We start from the raw sequence: 2780 nt of genomic DNA on the forward strand, positions 1-2780 counted from the left end.
GATGTATGCCAGCTCGTGGTTGGCCTCATCGCAACCAAGCGCCCGTATCGATGCCTGCCAGCACCATCCCCATAAGTCCCCTTTCGAATTCATCGTCACTCACGCTGGCCGTAGCCCAGTTGGTACAAACATGCTGTTTTCCGACTGAAACAGCAATAAATCAATTGCTTCGCAGGAAAGACCCCGCCCAATATTACACGCGCGGCGCGGTACGCAAGCTATTGGGCTACATTCTCGCAGTGCTGAGGCATCGCCACCGCCAGTTCACTTCATTGATCGCCACCGGGTGGAGTCGGCGCGAGATGCCCTGACCGTTACCGAAGCGCCGTGGTAAGCGCGCCGGCTGGTCATTGCCCAGGCGCCGAGGAGCAACGCCCGCGACATATCGAGGCGCTCTGCGAGCGCCTTGCCAAAAACGGCTCAATGCGCAGGATGCCCGCTTAGGCGCTGCTCGAGCAGCGCCTAAGCGGCACCGTTCAAACCGATCTGCGCGCAAGCGCTTCACAGCGTTTGATATCGATGACCAAGCACTTTCTACCGCCGAGCGCCTGAACGGCAAACTGCTTTTGGTGACCAATCTTAGCGAGCTCCGCGCCGCCGAAAGCGGTGGTAGAGCGCTACCGCAGCCTTACTCAAATAGAACGCGACTTTCAAGCGCTCAAAAAGCGAGATTGTGCCGGTCTCCCACCGCCTGCCGGATCACATCCGCGCCCATGCCCTGGTGCAACCCGCGCTGTAGCACTACTAAGGCCAGAAAGTAGATGGAACTTCGTCCTTCAGATGTGGAGGTTCCGCATGTTGTGGAGCTTCGGCAAAATCTTTGGAATAGTCTATGGGTTCTGCATGCTTGAAGCCGACGCGCGTAAACACGATGTAGAATCCGGCGATGTTCATCAGCGCCCAGACGACGAAGCCTCCAGTGTAGCCGCCCAGAGACGTGCTGATCGCCATGACGGCTGTCATGGTGGCCCCGCAGGCCGCGCCGGCGGCCTTGGCCAGTCCGCTGACCGTGCCGACCTGCCGGAAGTAGACCGGAATCAGTTTGATCACCCCGGCCGCGGCAGCGCCAGAGATCAGCGCATGCGCATAAATGGCGAACAGCTCGGCCTTCAGTGAAATCTGCATGGCGACAAGCAGGGTCAGAACGGCCATAACGCCGTACATAGGCATCAGGACTTTCAGGGTATCGAAACGGTCGGCCAGCCAGCCGCCCAGCGGCCGGGTGATGGCGACGCAGACAACCATCAGCGGGGTGAACACCATGGACGCGTGGCTGGCATCCACATGCCACTGGGTGGCCAGATAGGTCGGCATAAACGACGCAAAGAAGACAAGGGTCCCGAAGGACACCCAGTAAAGGTAGGCAACCAGCCATACCACCACGCCCGAACGGTAAACGCCGATGATGTCACGCATCGTAAGGCCTTTCTGCGCGCGATACGGCGAATCGGACGCAAAGAGCCAGTAGATCACCGCCATCACCAGGCAAGCCGTGCCGAAGATCGGGAATATCAGGCGCCAGCCGTCCGGACCCGAGTCGCTACCAACCACCAAAGTGACAGTCATCAAGCCGAGGATGAGTCCGAGGTTGCCCAGGCCAAAGATGCCAAGGGCTGTACCCTGCTGCGATCGGGGGTACCAGGACGATACATGAGCGTTGCCGACCACAAAGCTCGCACCTCCGAGCCCGAGCAACAACCCAACAACCAGAAAGCCGAAGTAGCTATCGGCGAAGTATCCGTAAGCCAGAGGAATGACGAGGCTCAAAAGCAAAAGCGTGAAAACTTTCCGGCCGCCATATTTGTCCGTCCAAATGCCGAGCGGGATGCTGATGGCGGCCGCGAACAAGGGCTCCATCGCAGCTAGAATGAGCACTTGAGTAGAGCTGAAATCGTACCACTCAATCAGAAAGGGGGCGAGGGCCGAAAACATTCCCCACACCCCAAAGCCGAGCGAGAACGCCACGAATGCTAGGAACAAAACCCGGTGGTTACCCGGCGCCTCGCCCTTCGGACTAACCGCGACAGATGGACTTCCCACGACTTCCTCCTACAAAAAGATATATTTATTTGCCGAGTAGTTTATTGCCGGCTCATCGCGCTTGCGTTCGGGGTCAGGCTGCGAATCACGTAAAATCGCAAATCATGTCTCCCTATAGGAAGCCCGGCTCAAACGGCTACTCGAATCGCAAATGATGCGGCCACCCACTCATCCGCGGTCAGATTGAACCACCGCGACTACATAGACAGCCCCGGTTTCGTGGTGCGTCGGTACTTATACTAAAGTCCTATAAGGACCACAAGGACCACGTTGGTTAGCGGGAATTACTTACTACACAGCAGCTATCGAGTCAACAACATTACCCTGCCGCCCTGCTCGCGCAAGGGAGTCTCCTAAAAGGGGTTACCGAATGGCGGAGAAAGATAACCTCCGAGCGGTGAATTTTCTTGATTGCCCCCTGCGTTGAAGCGCCGTTGGCGCACGTAGGCAACGCTGCCATCGGGTGGCACCCTATGGCGTGTCTGCCGCACCGGCATCGATGGCGCGCAACCCCGCCTGTGCGCAGTGTTCGTCCAGCTCGCCCCCCGGGGCCCCGCCGACACCGATGCCCCCGAGGATCTCCCCGCTGCGACGGATTGGCAGCCCGCCCGCAAGGATGAGAATGGACGCGTTCATGTCCCGCAGGGCCTGGAGCTCGGGTTTCCCGGCAATCAGACGAGCCAGCCGGGTCGTGGATTCCCGGAGGCTGGCGGCCGTATAAGCCTTATGGCGGCTGCTGT

Annotated in this window: 3 protein-coding genes; 1 reads left to right on the forward strand and 2 read right to left on the reverse strand. The window is 59.0% G+C overall.

All coding sequences use genetic code 11. The features are described 5' to 3' along the window. Window positions 1-164 precede the first annotated feature (164 nt). On the forward strand, window positions 165-311 hold the full coding sequence (locus AC52Q4_RS03270; protein WP_495535372.1) for a hypothetical protein: 147 nt from the start codon (window positions 165-167) through the stop codon (window positions 309-311). A gap of 433 nt (window positions 312-744) precedes the next feature. On the opposite strand, the gene AC52Q4_RS03275 is transcribed toward AC52Q4_RS03270, so the two are convergent. Both AC52Q4_RS03275 and AC52Q4_RS03280 read right to left on the reverse strand, forming a co-directional pair. Beyond that, window positions 745-2040 carry an MFS transporter gene (locus tag AC52Q4_RS03275; RefSeq protein WP_495535373.1) on the reverse strand — a complete coding sequence of 432 codons (1296 nt, stop codon included), beginning with the start codon at window positions 2038-2040 and terminating at the stop codon, window positions 745-747. Window positions 2041-2511: 471 nt separating this feature from the next. Continuing rightward, window positions 2512-2780 (reverse strand): heme-binding protein (locus AC52Q4_RS03280; RefSeq protein WP_495535374.1); only part of this gene is annotated, 269 nt, incomplete at its 5' end.

The organism is Nitrococcus sp. (genome assembly GCF_059432795.1).